The sequence below is a fragment of the Streptococcus sp. HMSC076H09 genome (genome assembly GCF_001811765.1).
Classification (GTDB): domain Bacteria; phylum Bacillota; class Bacilli; order Lactobacillales; family Streptococcaceae; genus Streptococcus; species Streptococcus agalactiae.
Map to the genome: position 1 here is coordinate 39,897 of NZ_KV806593.1, position 16,351 is coordinate 56,247.

A 16,351-nucleotide genomic window follows, 5' to 3' on the forward strand; every position below is an offset into this window, starting at 1 on the left:
TATCTCTTGATACACTTCATTATTTGATAACAATTCCTTATGTGTTCCTTGCCCAACAACTTTACCTTGATCTAGCACTAAAATGAGATCAGCATCCATGATAGTTGAAATGCGTTGAGCGACAATTAATTTCGTCATAGCAGCTGTTTTTTCTTTCACCTCATGGCGTAAAATATGATCTGTTTTATAATCTAACGCTGAAAATGAGTCATCAAAAATGAGAATTTCAGGGTGACGTGCTAAAGCACGTGCAATTGCCAAGCGTTGTTTTTGTCCTCCTGAAAAGTTACTACCACCTTGAGCGACTTCTGTATCTAATCCTTTTTCTTTAGCCTCGATAAATTCTTTAGCTTGCGCTAATTCGAGTGCTTGCCAAATTTCTTCATCACTAAGTTCCTCCCTGCCACTCTCTCCCAAAATCATATTAGAACGTACTGTCCCACTAAAGAGAACAGCTTTCTGTGGAATATAGCCAATTTTATTATTCAAATCATTGTGAGAGTATTCCTTTATATCAATGCCATCAAGTTTAATTGCCCCCTCTGTGGCGTCATAAAAACGTGGAACTAAATTGACTAAAGTGGATTTTCCAGAACCTGTAGACCCAATAAATGCCACTGTCTGACCAGTATCTGCTTTGAAAGATACATGTTCAATAACCGCTTCAGAATCTTTACTATAATGAAATGACACATCTTGAAACTCAATTTGACCTTTTTGTGCACTTTGAATATGACTATTTTCTTTAAAAGTTACTGTTGGGGCTAAAGTTAGTACCTCATTAATACGTCTAGCCGATACTAAAGCACGAGGCATGATGATAAAAATAGCTACCATCATCATAAATCCCATAACAACTTGCATAGCATAAGATGAAAAAACAACCATGTTTGAAAAAAGATCCACTCGATCAGTGATAGCTGATTTAGCAGCCAATACAGATACACTTGTTCCTGTAACTTTAGGCACAGAGATATCATTAATCAAATAAGAGCCAATCCAATAAATAGCTAAAGTCAATCCAGATGAAACCACTGTCATCACAGGATTCATAAGCGACATCAATCTATAAACAAAAAGGTTCAATTTTGTTAAATCGTCATTTTCACGTTTGAACTTATCTGTTTGATACTTTTCAGCATTGTAGGCACGAATAACTCTAACACCAGAGAGTGCCTCTCTAGTAGTTGCATTAAGCGCATCTGTAAAACCTTGGATTTGACGTTGTCTCGGAAAAGCGAGTAAGAGTAGAACGCTAAGTAATATCATAACGATAATAACCGCTACTCCAACTGCCCCAGTCCATTGATCGCTTTTACCCCAAATTTTAGTCAAAGCCCATATTGCCATAATTGGTCCACGGGTAACAACCTGCATTCCCATTACAATAAGGATCTGTAGCTGAGTCAAGTCGTTAGTTGTGCGCGTTAATAGAGAGGGGATAGAAAATCGCTTAATTTCTGCATCAGAATAATCCATCACATGGTTAAAAATATCTGAACGTAATCGACTAGTAAAACTAGCTGCTGTCCTAGCACCTAAAAAACCTACCATTACTGCTACTAAAAAACTACCAAATGAAAAGGCAAGCATTTTTAGTCCAGGATCCCAAAGAGCCTCTAACTTTGTACCTTTAGTTTGCAACATACGTGTGATATCAGACATATATTCTGGAGTCTTTAGGTCCATCCAAACCGCTAGACACACTAATATAGTACTCGCCACAATCATCAACCATTCTTTACCATTGAGTCGCTTGAAAATATTAAACATCGCAAACTCCTTTTACTTTCATATTTATCCTATTATCCTAAAATAGTTAATCAAAATCTTCCATCGCCATATTTTTAGCTAATGTTCTAATAACCTTTTTGGTAGTACGTATCTCTTCTTTAGTAATACCTGCTAACATGGTACTGTGCAATTTTTCTAAGAAAATTTCAAATTGTGTAGCCTTTTGTTTACCTAGATGAGTCAAATAAAGGTATTTCACACGCTTATCTGTCTTAGATGGAACAATCGCAATAAATCCATTTTTTTCCATCCGTTTTACCAAATTAGAAGCTACAGACTTAGAGATGTGTAAAATTTCTTCAGCATCTTTTATAGACATATCCTTGTCAGGATGTTTATAGAGATGCATCACTAAGTGTCCTTGTGGACCCGCTAAATGTTCAACATCATACTCTTTTGCATAACGATCTAAATACTTTTCAAGTTGATTAACAAGTATTCGTGCTTTTTGAAGAGGATTCTCCATAATAATACTCCTTTAATAGTTATCGTGAGAACTATTTTAAAACAACCTTTATTAATTGTCAATTAAAAGTTACCGTGAGAACTATTTTTACATTAATATTTCTAAAAAACACCTATCATTCGTCAAATAAAAAATGATTTCGCTTACTTTTTAATATTAAAAATATATGTTCGCTTTTTATATTTTTAATTATAAATTTATATTGATTTTTAATGTAAATGATAGTAAAATACAAATGTAATACTTATTTAATTTACAGGAGATTTAAATGAAAAAGAAAATTATTTTGAAAAGTAGTGTCCTTGGTTTAGTCGCTGGGACTTCTATTATGTTCTCAAGCGTATTCGCTGACCAAGTCGGCGTCCAAGTTATAGGCGTCAATGACTTTCATGGTGCACTTGACAATACTGGAACAGCAAATATGCCTGACGGAAAAGTTACTAATGCTGGCACTGCTGCTCAATTAGATGCTTATATGGATGATGCTCAAAAAGATTTCAAACAAACTAACCCTAATGGTGAAAGCATTAGAGTTCAAGCTGGTGATATGGTTGGAGCAAGTCCAGCTAACTCAGGGCTTCTTCAAGATGAACCAACCGTTAAAACATTTAATGCAATGAATGTTGAGTATGGCACATTAGGTAACCATGAATTTGATGAAGGTTTGGCAGAATACAATCGTATCGTTACTGGAAAGGCCCCTGCTCCAGATTCTAATATAAATAATATTACGAAATCATACCCACACGAAGCTGCAAAACAAGAAATTGTAGTGGCAAACGTTATTGATAAAGTTAACAAACAAATCCCTTACAATTGGAAACCTTACACTATTAAAAATATTCCTGTAAATAACAAAAGTGTGAACGTTGGCTTTATCGGAATCGTTACCAAAGACATCCCAAACCTTGTCTTACGTAAAAATTATGAACAATATGAATTTTTAGATGAAGCTGAAACAATCGTTAAATACGCCAAAGAATTACAAGCTAAAAATGTCAAGGCTATTGTAGTCCTTGCTCATGTACCTGCAACAAGCAAGGATGATATTGCTGAAGGTGAAGCAGCAGAAATGATGAAAAAAGTCAATCAACTCTTCCCTGAAAATAGCGTAGATATTGTCTTTGCTGGACACAATCATCAATATACAAATGGTCTTGTTGGTAAAACTCGTATTGTACAAGCGCTCTCTCAAGGAAAAGCCTATGCTGATGTACGTGGTGTCCTAGATACTGATACACAAGATTTCATTGAAACCCCTTCAGCTAAAGTAATTGCAGTTGCTCCTGGTAAAAAAACAGGTAGTGCCGATATTCAAGCCATTGTTGACCAAGCTAATACTATCGTTAAACAAGTAACAGAAGCTAAAATTGGTACTGCCGAGGTAAGTGGCATGATTACGCGTTCTGTTGATCAAGATAATGTTAGTCCTGTAGGCAGCCTCATCACAGAGGCTCAACTAGCAATTGCTCGAAAAAGCTGGCCAGATATCGATTTTGCCATGACAAATAATGGTGGCATTCGTGCTGACTTACTCATCAAACCAGATGGAACAATCACCTGGGGAGCTGCACAAGCAGTTCAACCTTTTGGTAATATCTTACAAGTCGTCGAAATTACTGGTAGAGATCTTTATAAAGCACTCAACGAACAATACGACCAAAAACAAAATTTCTTCCTTCAAATAGCTGGTCTGCGATACACTTACACAGATAATAAAGAGGGCGGGGAAGAAACACCATTTAAAGTTGTAAAAGCTTATAAATCAAATGGTGAGGAAATCAATCCTGATGCAAAATACAAATTAGTTATCAATGACTTTTTATTCGGTGGTGGTGATGGCTTTGCAAGCTTCAGAAATGCCAAACTTCTAGGAGCCATTAATCCCGATACAGAGGTATTTATGGCCTATATCACTGATTTAGAAAAAGCTGGTAAAAAAGTGAGCGTTCCAAATAATAAACCTAAAATCTATGTCACTATGAAGATGGTTAATGAAACTATTACACAAAATGATGGTACATATAGCATTATTAAGAAACTTTATTTAGATCGACAAGGAAATATTGTAGCACAAGAGATTGTATCAGACACTTTAAACCAAACAAAATCAAAATCTACAAAAATCAACCCTGTAACTACAATTCACAAAAAACAATTACACCAATTTACAGCTATTAACCCTATGAGAAATTATGGCAAACCATCAAACTCCACTACTGTAAAATCAAAACAATTACCAAAAACAAACTCTGAATATGGACAATCATTCCTTATGTCTGTCTTTGGTGTTGGACTTATAGGAATTGCTTTAAATACAAAGAAAAAACATATGAAATAATAAAAATAGGTTTGGATAAAATATCCAAACCTATTTTTATATCAATATGCCTTCCAAATGATCTAACTCGTGTTGACAAATTTGAGCTGGAAAATCTGTCAACTTGATTTGCTGTTCTTTCCAATTGATATCACGATAAGAAATCGTAATGTGATGATATCGTTGTGTACTTCTGCAACCTACGAGAGAAAGGCAAGATTCTTCTGTCTCATATGGATCCGATTTTGCAACTAATACAGGGTTAAACATTACTAAATTTGTAATACCCACATTGATGATAATGACACGCTTCAGACTACCAATCATATTGGCTGCCATACCTACACAATAATTTTGATTAGCATGCAAAGTATCCTGTAAATCTTTTGCTAAGCTCACATCTGCTCTACTAGCCATTTGTGATTTTTGTTGTAAAAAGAAAGTATCTCTAACAATTGGTTTTATCATTTATTTTAACCTAACTCTATTATGATAATACTAGTATACCATAGGTTAGCTAAGGACTATGATAAGAGATTAAACAATACCTTGTGCAGACATAGCTTGAGCAACTTTTAAAAAGCCTGCAATGTTAGCACCTAGAACCAGGTTACCACTATCGCCAAATTCATCAGCCGCTTTGGAAGCATTCACAAAAATAGTTTTCATAATACGTTGCAATTCTTGATCAACTTCTTCAAAAGTCCATGCCCTACGACTAGAATTTTGTGCCATTTCAAGCGCTGAAACAGCTACTCCTCCTGCATTGGCAGCTTTAGCAGGACCAAAAGCAACCCCTGCCTTTTGGAAAACTTTAATAGCACCCAAGCTAGATGGCATATTTGCTCCTTCTGTTACTGCCAAGACACCATTTTCAACTAATAACTTAGCGTCTTCTTCGTCTAATTCGTTTTGAGTAGCACACGGGAAAGCTAAATCTGCTTTAATAGACCAGATACTACCTTGATCTGCTGGTGTGAAATTAGCTTTTGGATGTTTCTCCGTATATTTAACAATACGTGCTCTTTCAACCTCTTTTATCTGTTTCAATGTTTCAAGGTCAATACCGTCTGGATCATAAACATAACCTGAAGAATCTGACACAGCTACAACAGTTGCACCCAACTCTTGTAATTTTTCAGTAGCATAAATAGCCACGTTACCAGATCCCGAAACCAGTGCAACTTTGCCAGTTAAATCTTGACCACACGCTGCCAGCATTTCTTTAGCAAAATAGACTGCCCCATAACCAGTTGCTTCTGTACGAGCCAAAGAGCCACCATAAGTCAGTCCTTTTCCGGTTAAAACCCCATTTTGATAACCATTTAAACGCTTATATTGACCATAAAGATAACCAATTTCACGTCCACCTACTCCAATATCGCCAGCTGGCACATCTAAATCTGGTCCAATGTATTTTTGAAGTTCGGTCATAAAACTTTGTGTGAAACGCATCACTTCATTATCTGATTTCCCTTTTGGATCAAAGTTCGACCCTCCTTTGCCACCACCAATTGGTAGACCTGTCAGTGAATTCTTAAAAATTTGTTCAAATCCTAAAAATTTGACAATAGATTGTGTTACTGTAGGGTGAAAACGTAAACCACCTTTATAAGGACCAATAGCTGATGAAAATTGTACACGATATCCTCGGTTAACTTGAACTTGGCCTTTATCATCTACCCATGGAACTCTAAAAGAAATCACGCGCTCAGGCTCAACCAAACGTTCTAAAAGATTTTCTTCAATGTACTGAGGGTATTTATCAAAAACTGGTACTAGTGACTCAAAAACCTCTTCAACCGCTTGTAGAAATTCTTCCTCATGCTCATTTTGCTTCTTCACTTTCTCTAAAACACTTGCTACATATGTCTTTCCGCTTGTCATTTATTTTCCTCCGTATTGTTTTAATATAGTTAGCATTATAAATTGTCAGAATTTTCTTGTCAACTATTTGCTATGGTATCATTATTAGGAGCAATTTTAAAGGTAATTATTTGACTTTTACTGACTTTCGTTCTATAATGAGACAAATATTTGATTGGAGTATCTATATGAAATGGTTCCCACTTGTTGGAGGTATAATTGCCTTATTAGCTGGCTTCTATCTCTTTATAAATCCTGTAACGGTTGTTGCAACTCTGGGTTGGTTCATTGCTTTATTTATCTTTATTTATGGCATTTCAAATTTAGTACGCTACTTGCAAGCTGATTCTTATCACCGTAGCCCTTGGTATCTGGTTCAGAGTATCCTTGCTATTATTTTTGGTATCATTTTACTATCCAGCTCAGCAATGTCACTTTCAAATACTGTCATGACTATTTTAGCATACTGGCTACTGGTATCTGGTATTTTACGACTTTTGGGTGGTTTCCAAATGCAAAAAATTAATTTCCCAGGTGCCAAATCCTATAAACGTTCGGCTTATATTGCACTCATTTTAGGTATTATTTTACTGGTTCAACCTACCTTATCAGCAGCCATCATTGGAAGATTTGTAGCCTTTATATTAATAGCAATTGGAGCTTCGGCTATTTACACTTTTACTCGTATTAATTATTAAAAGGACATGTTTCGTGTCCTTTTTTTATCTATTGATGACGTCATTTACTATTTGAAAATTGGCTATTATATAATTCGTAATAAAATCCTTTATCTGCTAGGAGTTTCTGGTGATTACCTTGTTCGATGATTTGACCATCCTTTAGAACTAAAATGTTGTCTGCCTCTTGAATCGTTGATAGACGGTGTGCAATGACAAAACTAGTTCTTCCTTCCATCAATTTTTTCATAGCTTTTTGAATAAGCAATTCCAACCTTGTATCAACAGATGAAGTCGCTTCATCTAAAATTAAAATTTTAGGATCTGCTAATAAAGCACGTGCAATAGTCAACAGTTGCTTTTGTCCTAAGGAGATATTGCTTGATTCTTGATTCATCACCATATTGTAGCCACCAGGTAACGTTCGAATAAAGTGGTCAACATTCGCAGCTTTGGCAGCAGCAACTATATCCTCATCACTGGCTTCAAGATTACCGAATCTAAGATTTTCTTTTATTGTACCTTCATATAACCAAGCATCTTGCAACACCATGCCAAATTGTTGCCGGAAATCTTGGCGTGATAGGTGTCTAATATCGTGACCATCTACGGTGATAGCACCTTCACTAACATCGTAGAATCTCATGAGTAAGTTTATAAGTGTTGTCTTACCTGCACCTGTTGGCCCTACAATTGCAATCATTTGCCCTGGTTCTACGTCTAAGTTAAAGTCGCGGATAAGTGGCTTATCCGGAGAATAGTGAAAATCGACACCATGAAAGCTGACTTGACCGGTTAAGTCATGGCTCAATTTTTCAGTGACTTGATTGGCTTCCTCTTCTTCATCTAAGACTTCAAAAATACGTTCTAAGGAAGATTTTGCACTTTGCAAAACACCTGCTAATTGTGTAATGGTTTGAACGGGTTGACTAATTTGCCAAACATACTGCACAAATGCCTGCATGTTACCAATTGTTAAGGTACCAGCAATAACTTGTAAACCGCCAACAAATGCAATGATAAGGTAAATAAAATCAGAGATACCATTCAATACTGGCATCATAATTCCTGAAATGAAGCTAGCTTTGAAACCTACATGACGTAGATTATCCGTTATATCACGAAATTCTTGACTAGACGCCTCTTCTCTACCATATAATTTTATGATATTGAAACCAGTTAATTTCTCTTGTACAAAACCATTCAGTTCTCCCAGAATCTTTGCCTGTTCTTTAAAGTAAGGTTGGGATCTTTTTAGTATCGCTTGTGCACTAAAATAAGTTACAGGAATACAAGCAATGATAATCATGGCTAATGGTACATTTAGATAAAGTACCATAACGACTACTAAAATAATACTTAAAAAAGCATTGATAATCTGTAAAAAGCTCTGTTGTAAAGCATTTGAGACCGTTTCAACATCACTTGTAAAACGTCCCAACATATCTCCAAATTGGTGCTTATCAAAATACGATACAGGAACTTTATTGATTTTATGATTCAAATCATGACGGATATCACGGATACTTTTTTGAACGACAGTAGTCATAAAATAATTTGAGCCATAAGAACCTAATTCATAGAAAACACCTCTGAAAAAATAAATAATCAAAATACCAGCAATATAAGGAACGTTCAATTCTGCCCCAGAAACTCCCTTAGCCATATCAACAAGGTTAGCAGTCAACTCTGTTATCGCTAACCCTAAAATAAAAGGCTCCAGAACACTCATAAAACTAGATAAAACTTTCAAAAAAATCGCTAAGAAAAGAGTAGCTTTGTAGCGAGTTAGGTAAGACCATAATCTCAAAAAAACAGATTTTTTTCTCATACAATCACTCTCCTTCTGATAAGTTTTGGTTCTTCAGTTGTGACTCAGCGATTTCACGATAAATAGCATTATTTTCTATTAATTGAGCGTGGGTACCACGACCGACAATTTCGCCTTCATCAAGGACAATAATCTGATCAGCATCCATAATCGTACCCACCCTTTGAGCAACTATCAAAACTGTAGAATCACCGGTTACTTCTTTTAGACGCGCTCTTAAAGTAGCGTCTGTCTTATAATCGAGAGCAGAAAATGAATCATCAAAAATATATAAATCTGGATCTTTAACAACAGCCCTAGCAATAGATAACCGTTGTTTTTGACCCCCAGAAAGATTGCTCCCACCTTCAGCTAAATGCGTTTCAAAGGCTTCTTGGTGACTCTCAATAAACTCTTTAGCTTGAGAAATATCAACCGCTTGTCTAAGATCATCAATAGTAGCATCAGCTTTTCCATATTTTAAATTCTCTCCTATTGTCCCTGTAAATAAAAGAGCTTTTTGGGGGATAAATCCAATCTTTTGGCGAAGTGATTTAAGGTTATAATCTCTTACATCAACTCCATCTACTAAGATTTTTCCAAGTGTCACATCATAAAAACGTGGAATCAAATTAACAAGAGAAGATTTTCCTGAACCTGTTGAACCAATAAAAGCAATTGTTTCTCCAGGCTTAGCTTTAAAAGAAATATCATGCAAAACGGGACTCTCTGTTTCTCCTGGATAAGCGAATGTTACATTATCAAATTCTAAATGCCCTTTAAGTTTCGTATCCGTAACACCTTCGGCATTAGGATTGATAGAGATTGGCATATCCATCACCTCTCTAATACGATGGCTTGATACCACCATACGAGGATACATAGTAAAAAGATTGGCAAATAGCAAAAATGAAAAGAGAGCATGGAAGCTATATTCGATAAAAGCAACTAAATCCCCTATTTTAATAGCACCTCTTTGTAAGGGATCCAAAGCAAACCAAACGATAGCCACAATCATTGCAATAATAATTTGAACGAAAAGTGGTTCTGTTAGCCCTGTTAATTTAAAAAGACCAGTTGAAGTATCTGTGTAACGTTGGTTAGCGACTTGAAATTTTTGTGATTGAAAATTCTCTCTTGCAAAGGCTCTAACAACGCGTAACCCTGTTAAATTTTCACGAACATATTGATTGATTTTATCAAGCATAGTCTGTTGTCTTTCAGATAAAGGTTTTGTTTTTATAGCTACATATAAAACGACTCCTACCAAAAGAGGCATCGCAACCGCTACAAGCCAAGCCAAAGATGGACTCGTAATTAGTATCATAACCACGCTAAAAATCATTACCATAGGAGTTACTAGGCCTAAACGTAAAGACATTTCAGCAAATTGCATCAAAACAAAAGTATCGCTTGTCATACGTGTCACTAGTGAAGATACACCTATCTGTTCATATTCATGATGGGAGTATTCTTGAAGCTTAGCATACATATCATTACGCATATCTCTAATCATTGTTGTCGTTAAGCGACTAGATGCGTAAGCCATCGTAATACGCCCAATAATACCTAGTACAACAAATATAAACATGATGAACGTCCACAGATAAACTCCAGTCCGATCACCTTTTGTAACGCCATTATCAATCATACCCGCTAAGGCTGTGGGCATTCCTAGGATAACCGTCACAAAAAGCATAGCTCCTAGTAAATCAAGCCATAACCAATTGGGGTACCTTTTCAAATAAGACCAAATATATGCCATATATGTCTCCTTTTCTTTCCTCTTATCTCAAAATAATTAATCCATGTTCACTAATCCACTTTCAACTTATAAATCTTTAATCATCCAAATATCCATAGCTGTATGACCTTGATCATTTGCTATTGGTTGCGATAAGGCACAATATCCCATATGCTTATAAACCGCAGTTGCCCTACTCAAAGTACTGGCTGTCTCTAAATAAAGTTGTCTATACCCAATTTTTCGAGCTTCTACTTCAATCATTTTCACTAAATCAGTAGCAAGCCCCTTACCACGGAAACGTTCTGCAATGTACACCTTCTGCATCTCTGCAATTAGATTTTTCAGCGGACCAAAGCCGCCACAGCCAATAATCTCATCTCTCTCCTCAATGACAAAGAATCCTGACTTCTCTATTTTTTCGTAGTATGAGGTCAAATGATCTAAGTGAGGGTCTGAATATGCTGTATCAGGTTTATCTAAATCATAGGCGCGTAAACTTTGTCGAATTAATTGTGCAACTGCTTGGTCATCATTTTTAATAATCGGACGGATAATCATGTGTCTAACTCACTAAGGTACTCATAACGGTCATACTTTTCTAGAAGTGCTTCATTTTTTGCATCTAATTCCTTTTGTAAATCAGATAACCTTGTAAAATCACTACCACATGTTTGCATATCATTTTCTATACGAGTGATAGTATTTTCCAATATCATAATATCGTCTTCAATTGTCGCCCATTCTTGTTTTTCAAAGTAAGACATTCTTTTACGACTTTGCTTTTCACGACTTGTCTTGGTACTCTCTTTTTTACTGATAACTTCATTATTTTGCTCATTAAATGCTTTTTCATCTAAATAATCAGTATAATTACCAAAAAATTCACGGATATCGTTATCTTCAAACGCAATAATTTTATTAGCCACTTTATCTAAAAAGTAACGATCGTGACTAACTGTAATCACAGGACCACCAAAGCCTTGTAAAAAATTTTCAAGAACAGTTAATGTAGCAATATCTAAGTCATTTGTCGGCTCATCAAGTAGTAACACATTAGGCTTTTCAATCAGGATTTTTAAAAGGTAAAGTCTTTTTTTCTCACCACCTGATAATTTTGCAATTTGTGTTCCATGTGTCGAACGTGGAAAGAGAAATTGTTCCAATAGTTCTGTCACACTTGTTGTACCGACACTAGTTTTAACCTCATCTGCAACCTCTTGCAAATAATTAATAACACGTTTTGAGCCATCCATATTATGAAGTTGTTGTGAAAAGTAACCTACACGTATCGTTTCACCAATAGAGACATTACCCGAATCCGGCTGTAAATCTTGAACAATTAAATTAAGTAAGGTTGACTTTCCAACACCATTATCTCCAACGATGCCAATACGGTCTTTATTTTGAATTAACAAATTAAAGTCTTTCAAGATAGATTTATCTGGGTAAGAAAAAGAGACATTTTCAAAATTAATAACCTTTTTCCCAATTCGACTTGTTTCAAATGTCATTTCCAAATCGCTTGTATCGCTTGTTTGGTGTAAATCGTTTTTTAGATTTTGAAAACGATTAATACGAGCCTGTTGTTTCGTTGCACGAGCTTGTGGCTGAGTACGCATCCAAGCTAGTTCCTGTTTATAAAGCTGTTTCTTTTTATGTAAACTAGCAGCATCACGCTCGTCTTGTTCTGCACGAAGTCGGACATAATCCTGATAATTGCCTTGATATTCTGTAATCTGTGCCTTATCTAATTCAAAAATACGTGTTGCAACATTGTCTAGAAAATAACGATCATGAGTTATAAAAAGCACTGTCTTTTTACTATTTTTCAAAAAATTCGTTAACCATGCAATAGTGTCAATATCTAAGTGGTTAGTAGGTTCGTCTAAGAGCAATAAATCTGCATCATTTAATAATACTTGCGCTAATTGAACACGTCTTCGTAATCCTCCTGATAATTCACCAACCGACAACTGCAAATCAGTAATACCTAATTTGGATAATACTGTTTTGACTTCGCTCTCAATAGACCAAGCATCTAAAGAATCCATTTCTGCCATTACTTTCTCTAGACGTGATTGCTTACTTTCTTCGTAGTGATTAAGCAATAATTCATATTCTTTAATTAAAGCCATCTCTCTTAAGTCAGAAGAAAGTACGGTGTCCAAAATTGTCTGAGAATCATCAAAGTCTGGTTCTTGTTTTAAATAAGCAATCTTATAATCATTAGCTGATGAAAAAGGGGAACGATCACCATCAAAACCTAATTCACCCGAAATAACATCTAATAGTGTTGTCTTTCCAGTTCCATTGACACCAATAATCCCAATACGGTCTAAACTATGGATGATAAATGAAACATTACTAAAGACCGTCTTATCACCAACCGACTTAGTCAATCCATCTACTAAAAAATCGCTCATATAATCCTCTCTAATCCATCAAGTACTGCTTAACAAAATGTAAAATAGCCTCTTCTTCATTAATCAGTTGTCCTAAAACAATGGCTAATTCAATTTGAGAGATAATATCTCCCATCTGTGGACCAGGTTTTATTCCTAATTTCTTGATTAAGGTGCCACCATTGACAACTATCTCATGCCTATCATGGATTGCTAACTCACTATCTAGTTGTTCTATTTTTTCGAAATCAACCATCAAGCCTCTTGCTTTGCGAATACCTTCCGCTTGTTTTATTATAGTTTTTCCATAACGATAAAGATGTTCTTTAGCCAATCCCATTTGTTCACGAATACGATAAACATCCACTATATGCTCAACATCTTTTTGAAAGTGAGTTGATGTCTTCCATTTTTTTAAAAAAGTCTTTGTGTGTTCAACTTCCATACTCAAGATGAGTGATGCCCAAGCTTGTTCTGATGTCTCAAATAAAAAATCTTTATCTAACTGGGACAAAAAGGCGCTTAATTGTAATTCCCTATTTTTTAAGCATGGTAGATAATTAAAAGCATGACTATCTATTAGTGCCAGCATTCCTTTACGCCAATAAGGTGCTAATAGAAGTTTATCAAATTCAATAAAAGAACGCTCAACAGATATTTTCTCCAATAATGACGCGTGCTTTTTCATTGCCTCAAAAGTTGTTGTTTCGATATCAAAATTTAGACTAGCAGAAAAACGCAAACCTCGCATAATTCGAAGAGCATCTTCATTAAAACGCTCACTGGCGAGTCCTACTGCTCTAAGAAGGTGATTATCTAAATCATCCAATCCATGAAAGAGATCAATAACTTCTCCATCTTCATTTAAAGCAAAGGCATTAACTGTGAAATCTCGACGTTTTAGATCTTCTTCTAGCGACCTAACAAAATTGACCTGACTCGGACGCCTATAATCAACATAAACCTCCTCAGTCCTAAAAGTGGTAATCTCATATTCACCACCTTTTTCCAATACTAAGACTGTTCCATGTTCAATACCAACATCAACTGTCCTTTTAAAAATCTGCTTTGTTTCTTCTGGATAAGATGACGTTGCTATATCAACATCATGAATTGGACGGTCAAGTAAAACATCCCGAACACTACCACCTACAAAGTATGCTTCATAACCGGCTTTTTTTATCTTTTTTAATATTGGTAAAGCCTTCTGAAACTCAGAAGGCAAATAATTTAATCTCATCATACTATTCCAAATCTAAACGAACTAAAGTCGCATTATTATTTCTTATAAATGGATTCAGAAACAAAAAGAACTGCCTAAGGGACACTCCCTACCTACTCAAATTATCAAAAAAGAATCTCCTAACTTCTTCTTTGATATCTGCAATAAGGATCAACCTCCAAGCAACTCTTTTTATCACACATCAATTTTTGGGGGTAATACCAAAGGCAACCGCACCTTCACCAAGATGAGTTGCAATAACGCCACCAAATGATACAATTTCTAAATCGTCTTTAAGACCAGCTTTAGCTAACAAATTATATAATTGTTCTGCCTTATCTTGTGCTCTAGAGTGAATAATAGCAATATCATATTCACCATCTGCTGTCATTTCTTTGACAATCTCAGCCAAGCGTTTTAAGGCTTTTTTCTCTGTACGCACTTTCTCATAGACAACGATTTTACCTTCTTCATTAAAATGTAAGACCGGCTTGATACTTAAAAGGTTACCAATGATAGCTGAACCGTTTGACAATCTACCACCTTTTACTAGATGATTCAAATCATTAACAACAATAAATCCTTCAATTTTTTCAATTTGTGATTGTATCTTGTTAACTATGACATCAAAATCCATCCCTTCACGTGAACACATCAAAGCATTTCTAACTAAATTGCCCTGTGGTGCTGAAGTTATTTTAGTATCCGGAAAAGCAATTGTCAAATTTGGATGTTCTTCAATAAGAAACTGAATATTCTGCCAGAAACCTGATATCCCCGCTGCAATGAATAAACCAAGGACGTGTGTATACCCTTCTTTCTCCAATTGACATAAGAGATCATCTAGTTCAGCTAAGCTAGGCTGACTTGTTTTAGGTAATTCTTTTGATGCCGCTAGCTTATCATAATATTGGTCTAATGTCAGATTTTGTCCCTCAATATAAGTTTTACCATCAATGATAATTGGAATATCTAAAACATAGACATCTTCATGATTTTCGATAGCCTCAGGCAAGTAAGCTGAGGTATCCGTAATAAGTGCTAATTTCATTAACTATTAAACTCCAATGTTACTCCTGGTCTATCTAAAGCAATTTCTGTAACTTCATAAGTCAGACGTTTAACGATTTCTAAAAGAGGAGCTGCTAGATTCTCAACTTCATCTTGACTAAACTCACTAGGCTCATTGATAAGGCGCCCTTGGATATGAGCCATTTGTGAAATGACACCAGAAATAACAAACTCATCACGTACAATAACAAATTGTAACACTGCTACAATGCTCGTTACTTTTGCTGCTTCATCTCTATTAGCTAATTGGAAAGTAACTTCAAAATTTGTTTTTGGGGTACCATTTTCCTCTTCCCATTCTAAATTGCGCGCATCATAGTGGTATTGATTGACAAATTCTTGTTCACGAATGACTTCCATGTATTTTCTCCTTGATAGACAATATGTATTATTATAGCATAAATTTGTAGATTCTTAAAGCAGGTGGGAATCTAGAACTTCTTCTTAGGATGTCTATCAATCACTTCTTGATTGTTACTCAAGGCTGCTAAACCTTTTTCTGTAAGTGCCAACCCTCTGACAACAAACAACTTCCCTAATTCCTCTTCTGTAAAAGCAATAGCTATTGCCTGATCTAAATCAGAGCGTTTCATCTTTGACAAGCCTTTTACGTTTTTTTCTTTTAAGAATAGTTTTAAAAGTGGAGCAGATAAGTGATCTAAAGAATCAAGCGGTGACTCCATTCTTACAAATCCATTTTTTATTAAAAATTCTAGGTGTTCTTTTCCATTTATACCATAAATGTATTCAAAATATTTTGAAAAACTTGTTTCAGTTGTGAAAGTTCCAAACTGTATACGCCATAATAAGATAATATCTCCAGGCAAGAGTCCTTCACTAGTTTCTTCCATATTTTTCCTAGGAACAACTTTACTAAAATTAATTTCAGCCAAGTCTCTTTCAGGTGAGATATAGGGGATATTAGGATAATTTTTGTAAATTTCTTCAATAGACTTCCTGCGAAACAAAATATGGT

General features: G+C 35.4%; 14 protein-coding genes. 2 read left to right on the plus strand and 12 right to left on the minus strand.

Annotated elements, in window-relative coordinates:
• Positions 1-1,773, minus strand: a 1,773-nt coding sequence (locus HMPREF2818_RS01905; protein WP_070455749.1) for an ABC transporter ATP-binding protein, incomplete at its 3' end; no start/stop codon positions are given.
• A 46-nt stretch (positions 1,774-1,819) separates the two neighbouring features.
• On the minus strand, positions 1,820-2,260 hold the full coding sequence (locus tag HMPREF2818_RS01910) for a MarR family winged helix-turn-helix transcriptional regulator (RefSeq protein WP_000431168.1): 441 nt from the start codon (positions 2,258-2,260) through the stop codon (positions 1,820-1,822).
• A gap of 268 nt (positions 2,261-2,528) precedes the next feature.
• Between HMPREF2818_RS01910 and HMPREF2818_RS01915 the strand changes: the two genes are divergently transcribed.
• Complete coding sequence (locus tag HMPREF2818_RS01915) at positions 2,529-4,601, plus strand: surface-anchored 5'-nucleotidase (RefSeq protein WP_000726930.1); 2,073 nt, start codon at positions 2,529-2,531, stop codon at positions 4,599-4,601.
• A 36-nt stretch (positions 4,602-4,637) separates the two neighbouring features.
• Here the strand turns inward: HMPREF2818_RS01915 and HMPREF2818_RS01920 are convergent, their stop codons facing one another.
• Positions 4,638-5,048 carry a peptide deformylase gene (locus HMPREF2818_RS01920; protein WP_000594935.1) on the minus strand — a complete coding sequence of 137 codons (411 nt, stop codon included), beginning with the start codon at positions 5,046-5,048 and terminating at the stop codon, positions 4,638-4,640.
• A gap of 69 nt (positions 5,049-5,117) precedes the next feature.
• Entirely contained in the window at positions 5,118-6,467 is a 1,350-nt protein-coding gene (gene gdhA, locus HMPREF2818_RS01925; protein ID WP_000200433.1) for an NADP-specific glutamate dehydrogenase, read from the minus strand.
• 167 nt (positions 6,468-6,634) lie between these two features.
• Between gdhA and HMPREF2818_RS01930 the strand changes: the two genes are divergently transcribed.
• Positions 6,635-7,144, plus strand: a complete 510-nt coding sequence (locus HMPREF2818_RS01930) for an HdeD family acid-resistance protein (protein WP_000870956.1) — start codon at positions 6,635-6,637, stop codon at positions 7,142-7,144.
• A gap of 40 nt (positions 7,145-7,184) precedes the next feature.
• Here HMPREF2818_RS01930 and HMPREF2818_RS01935 read toward each other — a convergent pair whose 3' ends face one another.
• The 8 genes from HMPREF2818_RS01935 to HMPREF2818_RS01970 all read right to left on the minus strand — a co-directional run bounded on the left by HMPREF2818_RS01935 (position 7,185) and on the right by HMPREF2818_RS01970 (position 16,343).
• Entirely contained in the window at positions 7,185-8,954 is a 1,770-nt protein-coding gene (locus tag HMPREF2818_RS01935; protein ID WP_001227931.1) for an ABC transporter ATP-binding protein, read from the minus strand.
• 4 nt (positions 8,955-8,958) lie between these two features.
• Positions 8,959-10,698, minus strand: coding sequence for an ABC transporter ATP-binding protein (locus tag HMPREF2818_RS01940; RefSeq protein ID WP_000323506.1), 1,740 nt, complete (start codon positions 10,696-10,698; stop codon positions 8,959-8,961).
• 66 nt (positions 10,699-10,764) lie between these two features.
• Positions 10,765-11,238 carry a GNAT family N-acetyltransferase gene (locus HMPREF2818_RS01945; protein WP_000586885.1) on the minus strand — a complete coding sequence of 158 codons (474 nt, stop codon included), beginning with the start codon at positions 11,236-11,238 and terminating at the stop codon, positions 10,765-10,767.
• Complete coding sequence (locus HMPREF2818_RS01950) at positions 11,235-13,103, minus strand: ABC-F family ATP-binding cassette domain-containing protein (RefSeq protein WP_001279326.1); 1,869 nt, start codon at positions 13,101-13,103, stop codon at positions 11,235-11,237. The genes HMPREF2818_RS01945 and HMPREF2818_RS01950 overlap by 4 nt, the downstream gene beginning before the upstream one ends.
• A 10-nt stretch (positions 13,104-13,113) precedes the next feature.
• Positions 13,114-14,322, minus strand: a complete 1,209-nt coding sequence (locus tag HMPREF2818_RS01955) for a CCA tRNA nucleotidyltransferase (RefSeq protein WP_001238958.1) — start codon at positions 14,320-14,322, stop codon at positions 13,114-13,116.
• A gap of 184 nt (positions 14,323-14,506) precedes the next feature.
• A complete protein-coding gene (locus tag HMPREF2818_RS01960) occupies positions 14,507-15,355 on the minus strand; it encodes a DegV family protein (protein WP_000761620.1) in 849 nt (282 codons plus the stop codon).
• Positions 15,355-15,735, minus strand: a complete 381-nt coding sequence (locus tag HMPREF2818_RS01965; protein ID WP_000452063.1) for a DUF1149 family protein — start codon at positions 15,733-15,735, stop codon at positions 15,355-15,357. Before HMPREF2818_RS01965 ends, HMPREF2818_RS01960 begins: the two co-directional genes overlap by 1 nt.
• A gap of 71 nt (positions 15,736-15,806) precedes the next feature.
• Complete coding sequence (locus HMPREF2818_RS01970; protein ID WP_001878367.1) at positions 15,807-16,343, minus strand: hypothetical protein; 537 nt, start codon at positions 16,341-16,343, stop codon at positions 15,807-15,809.
• Between the last annotated feature and the right edge of the window lie 8 nt (positions 16,344-16,351).

What these genes read in the sequence shown, in the direction of transcription:
- HMPREF2818_RS01910 (WP_000431168.1), bottom strand. Translation starts at nt 2,260, where the DNA reads ATGGAGAATCCTCTTCAAAAAGCACGAATACTTGTTAATCAACTTGAA.
- HMPREF2818_RS01955 (WP_001238958.1), bottom strand. Translation starts at nt 14,322, where the DNA reads ATGAGATTAAATTATTTGCCTTCTGAGTTTCAGAAGGCTTTACCAATA.
- HMPREF2818_RS01950 (WP_001279326.1), bottom strand. Translation starts at nt 13,103, where the DNA reads ATGAGCGATTTTTTAGTAGATGGATTGACTAAGTCGGTTGGTGATAAG.
- HMPREF2818_RS01930 (WP_000870956.1), top strand. Translation starts at nt 6,635, where the DNA reads ATGAAATGGTTCCCACTTGTTGGAGGTATAATTGCCTTATTAGCTGGC.
- gdhA (WP_000200433.1), bottom strand. Translation starts at nt 6,467, where the DNA reads ATGACAAGCGGAAAGACATATGTAGCAAGTGTTTTAGAGAAAGTGAAG.
- HMPREF2818_RS01935 (WP_001227931.1), bottom strand. Translation starts at nt 8,954, where the DNA reads ATGAGAAAAAAATCTGTTTTTTTGAGATTATGGTCTTACCTAACTCGC.
- HMPREF2818_RS01915 (WP_000726930.1), top strand. Translation starts at nt 2,529, where the DNA reads ATGAAAAAGAAAATTATTTTGAAAAGTAGTGTCCTTGGTTTAGTCGCT.
- HMPREF2818_RS01960 (WP_000761620.1), bottom strand. Translation starts at nt 15,355, where the DNA reads ATGAAATTAGCACTTATTACGGATACCTCAGCTTACTTGCCTGAGGCT.
- HMPREF2818_RS01965 (WP_000452063.1), bottom strand. Translation starts at nt 15,735, where the DNA reads ATGGAAGTCATTCGTGAACAAGAATTTGTCAATCAATACCACTATGAT.
- HMPREF2818_RS01945 (WP_000586885.1), bottom strand. Translation starts at nt 11,238, where the DNA reads ATGATTATCCGTCCGATTATTAAAAATGATGACCAAGCAGTTGCACAA.
- HMPREF2818_RS01940 (WP_000323506.1), bottom strand. Translation starts at nt 10,698, where the DNA reads ATGGCATATATTTGGTCTTATTTGAAAAGGTACCCCAATTGGTTATGG.
- HMPREF2818_RS01920 (WP_000594935.1), bottom strand. Translation starts at nt 5,048, where the DNA reads ATGATAAAACCAATTGTTAGAGATACTTTCTTTTTACAACAAAAATCA.